This window comes from Gordonibacter sp. (assembly GCF_036667095.1).
GTDB lineage: Bacteria > Actinomycetota > Coriobacteriia > Coriobacteriales > Eggerthellaceae > Gordonibacter.
Genome location: NZ_JAVWUP010000202.1, coordinates 1 through 4,130, shown reverse-complemented (window position 1 = coordinate 4,130; position 4,130 = coordinate 1). Strand labels below are relative to the sequence as shown.

Here is a 4,130-nt window from a genome sequence, read left to right as displayed (position 1 = left end):
AACGTTCAGCGAGAACAAGTGCTTTCATAGTACACTCCACCTTTCTACAGAGCCGCTTTGAGTGCGGCAGCAAACTGCTCAACAGCGCCGTCGGTTGAAGCATCGAGAATCTCCAGTTTGCGCTCGGCCTGTTTCGGGGCCTTGCACTCGGTGACTTCGATGGCGCTGGCATAAGAACCCTCAGCATCAGCGACGTTCATGGGCTTCTTCCCGGCAGCCAGGATATCCTTCATGCCCGGAATGCGCGGTAGCGCGATGTCTGGAGATACCGACACAACGGCCGGCAAAGGCACACGCACGGATTCCACCGCATCTTCAAGCAGGCGATCAACTTCCAGGGCACCATCGACGGGAACGATTTTTGAAACACCGTTCACGACGGGAAGCCCCAGCTTTCCAGCCAACTGCACGTCCACCTGCTGCGCATAGTTGTCGGCAGAACCATCTCCGCACAGGATAAGGTCGTAACCACTGACTTTCTTTGTAAGATCTGCCAGCGCGGCAGCAGTCGCGCGGGCGTCCATGCTAGAGCAGCGATCGTCGGCTACCATGACAAGTTCGTCGGCACCGCGAGCGAGCACGTTTTTCTTGAGCTTGGAGTCATTGATAGCAGCCGCTCCCACTGTAATGGCAACAACCGAACCGCCGTCAGCCAGCTGAGCAGCAGCCTCCAAGGCATTCAAGTCGTATGCTGACACGATGGGGTGAGCCTTGGAAAAATCGAGGCTTCCATCGGCACACACCTGAATGTCCTGGTCGTCCGGGACGACTTTAAATGCAACAACAATGTTCATTGAATCCAATCCTTTCCTTTGTCCTTTATTTTTAAAGCGAAGCTAACAATTTTTGCTCGACATGACCATATGTGCAGGCAATGAATGCTTCATCCCTCTTCCCTATTGCATTTTTTGGTATGGCCGAGACGAATTCCATATATTTTGGCCGCTTTACGCTCGAGAGGTTTTCGCGCAGGTACTTGTCTAATGTAAGCAGATCGATGGCGCAGTTATCTTTTGTAACAATCAAAGCCTTACCAACCTCCCCCCAACGGGCATCGGGAACGCCAATCACACATGCTTCACGTACCGCGGGATGCGCCTCCAAACAGCGCTCGGCTTCTATAGGGAAGATGTTCTCGCCGCCGGAGATGTACATGTTTTTCAGTCGCCCACAGATGCGCACATCCCCGTCTTCGTCACGCGTACCTATATCCCCCGTCCGAATCCAGTCGCCGTCAAACATCTGACGTGTTTCGCTCTCTCGCTTCCAGTAACCGTTAAACGAAAGTGCTCCACGCAGGAGAATCTCTCCTGCCTCGTTGACTTTCGCTTCTTCACCATCATCTCGTTCAATGCGAAGTTCAGTAAACGCCATGGGCTTGCCCACAGAATGAGGTTTCGCGCGATTTTTCTCAAGGGACTCCGCTACATTTGGCACGATATTGTTCGGCCCCGTTTCGGTCATACCGTAGCCAACAAAGAATTTGACACCGCGATTCCAAAAGGGCTCCATGGTCGCTTGGGAAACGGGTCCGCCGGCACCTAGAATCCATTTGAAGCAGGAGAAATCCACTTTACTGAACCGAGGATTTTCGACGATCATCTTAAACATGGCCTCCGTTCCAAGAAACACCGAAGGTCGCTCTTGCTCGACGACATCCAAAAATACATCCGCTGAGAATTCTTTGGACACAACAATGCGACCACCCGAGAGCAATAAGGGAAGCATTATGGTGTTCCACCCCGCCGTATGATACAAGGGCATTCCGATGTAGGCACAATCATCATGAGTAAGATCACAAGTGATGATTTCGCTAACGGCGTTCATAAAGATCGACCGAAACGAAAGTATGCCCGCTTTCGGCAATCCCGTTGTTCCTCCGGTGTGGATGAGCATTTGAGGATTGTCAAACTCTATCTCACAGGGTGGTATCGGCTGAATAACATCTGCCGGTTCAGCATTACTGGTGGTATAGCCATTTTCCAGCTCGCGCATATTCTCCAGGCACACGAGAACGCAAGACTCGCCAAGGCTATTACCAATCGCCTTTGCTTTGTCGTAGTGGGCGCTGGAATAGAAGAGTACCTTCGGCTGTTCCAGCTCGGCTAGCGAAACCAGTTCGGAAGCCTTAAGGCGATAGTTATACGTGTCGATAATATAGCCGAGCGTAAATGAAGCCAAAAATACATCCACCATCTGCATAACAGTCGGCGAAACGAAGCCGACAACATCTCCCTTGCGCACACCAAGCGTTTCTCCTAGAAACTTAATCATGCTGGTTGACCGCTGCTCTAGATCGCCCCATGTATAGCGTATGCCGGATTCCCAATCGAACACGGCTTCTCGATCTGGAGTCCTGCGCGCCCGAAAGCGTGCTAAATCCCTGATAAACGACACCATCGCCCCACTCCTCTCAGCACCCCTGCAGTAAAAGAAAGCTTCGGTATTTGCTTGGTGGAAAACGGTGCAGCCACCGTCTTCCACCAACATGTCAGCTTCTGATCTACGAAAGAACTTGACGAGATACAACGATTTTTAGAATTTCATCCGTACCCTCGATGATGGCGCAGGTTCTCGCATCGCGATACAAGCGCTCCACCCCGTAATCTTCGATGAGGCCGTAACCACCACACATCTGAATAGCCCGATCCGTGACCTCTACAGCGACGCTAGTGGCAAACAGCTTGGCCTTGGCGGCCCCTACCGTGATAGAACGGCCTTCGTCGTAGTCGTTGGCCACCTCAAAGAGCAATGCGCGAGCAGCGGAAATCTTTGTTTCCATTTCTGCCGCATACCACTGGAGTCCCTGCTTGGTTGCCAGCGGGCGACCAAACGCAACGCGACCCTTCACGTATTCAACTGACTTCTCAAGAGCAGCCTCCGCGAGACCGACGGCGCAAGACGCAACGCCCAGACGTGCTTCGTCAAGCAGCGAGAGGGCAGCGTGCAATCCCTTGTTCTCCTTGCCAATCATCGCTATAGCGGGAACGCGAACGTCCTCGAAGAACAACTCACCCGTATCTGAGCCGCGCAGCCCGAGCTTATGAAAGATCGAACCCAGCTTCAGGCCAGGAGTATCCTTCGGGACAAGGAAGGCCGAGATGCCGCCATCGCCTGTCTCGTTGGTGCGTGCTGAAATCAGGAAGTAGTTTGCCTGGTTAATGAAGCTAATGAACGTCTTTTGCCCATTGATGACCCATTCGTCTCCGTCTTTGACAGCCGTTGCCTCGATGCCGCTCGCATCCGAACCGGCTGCCGGTTCGGTGAAGGCAAAGCCTCCTGGCGTTTCGAGCAAATCTGGCAGATAGCGATCCTTCTGCTCCTGCGTCCCCATTCTGACGATGAGTGACGCCACAACACAGTTCGTACCGATGAGAGCCATGGTCATATTTTCCTTGGCGACCTCTTTTTCGATGGCCACATGAGCTACCATGCTCTCGCCAAGTCCACCGTACTCCTCCGGCATCGCCATCAGGGGAAGCCCGAGTTCTTTCATGCGGTCGAGTAAATCGTAGGGGAATATGTCTCGCTCAAGTTCCGTCAGCACACGCGGACGCAACTCGGTCTGAGCAAATTCACGCACAGCATCCAGCATCAGTTCCTGATCTTCGTTCAGGTAGCTCATGGCTCCTCCTTGGATATGAAGCTTGGTCTTTTGTTTTTTACCGCGCGCGTTTGCAGCACCAACAATAACATGGAAACCAGCACAATAAAAATTCATAATGTGCAATGATCGTTCCTATATGCGCATGATTTCATCCTGCTCTACGCAAAATGCTTATGTGAATCATGCATTATAGTGTTGGGGTGATGCGTAATTGTCAAAAGCAGCGCGTAGTCGTGTGCCCAAAAACCCTCGGAGCTTTCTCGGGCAGAGCTAGAATGCTCCGGGAGCCTTCCCTTATTATTCGAGAAAGGAATACCAAGATGCGCTATACCTACCCCGCCCTATTTACTCAAACCGAATTGGACAGCTATGATGTTTTGCTCATTGATTATAGGCAGGCATTTTAAACCAAGAGCCAGAAGAGTAATGAGCCTGGCTCTTGGTTAGAAAAAAACGGAAAGACCCACGATGCAAAAAAGACACGAACGAATTCGTGTCTTCAGGCTTTAAATGGCGGGATGTA

General features: G+C 51.9%; 3 protein-coding genes. All 3 read right to left on the bottom strand.

The window, feature by feature from the left end; translation table 11 throughout:
• Positions 1–44 precede the first annotated feature (44 nt).
• Positions 45–794, bottom strand: a complete 750-nt coding sequence (fixA, locus tag RR842_RS12405) for a putative electron transfer flavoprotein FixA (RefSeq protein WP_332729935.1) — start codon at positions 792–794, stop codon at positions 45–47.
• Positions 795–825: 31 nt separating this feature from the next.
• Positions 826–2,400 carry an AMP-binding protein gene (locus RR842_RS12400; RefSeq protein ID WP_332729934.1) on the bottom strand — a complete coding sequence of 525 codons (1,575 nt, stop codon included), beginning with the start codon at positions 2,398–2,400 and terminating at the stop codon, positions 826–828.
• A gap of 103 nt (positions 2,401–2,503) precedes the next feature.
• Complete coding sequence (locus RR842_RS12395) at positions 2,504–3,625, bottom strand: acyl-CoA dehydrogenase family protein (RefSeq protein ID WP_332729933.1); 1,122 nt, start codon at positions 3,623–3,625, stop codon at positions 2,504–2,506.
• Between the last annotated feature and the right edge of the window lie 505 nt (positions 3,626–4,130).

Coding starts and splice junctions, on each gene's coding strand:
- RR842_RS12400 (WP_332729934.1), bottom strand. CDS start 2,400: ATGGTGTCGTTTATCAGGGATTTAGCACGCTTTCGGGCGCGCAGGACT.
- fixA (WP_332729935.1), bottom strand. CDS start 794: ATGAACATTGTTGTTGCATTTAAAGTCGTCCCGGACGACCAGGACATT.
- RR842_RS12395 (WP_332729933.1), bottom strand. CDS start 3,625: ATGAGCTACCTGAACGAAGATCAGGAACTGATGCTGGATGCTGTGCGT.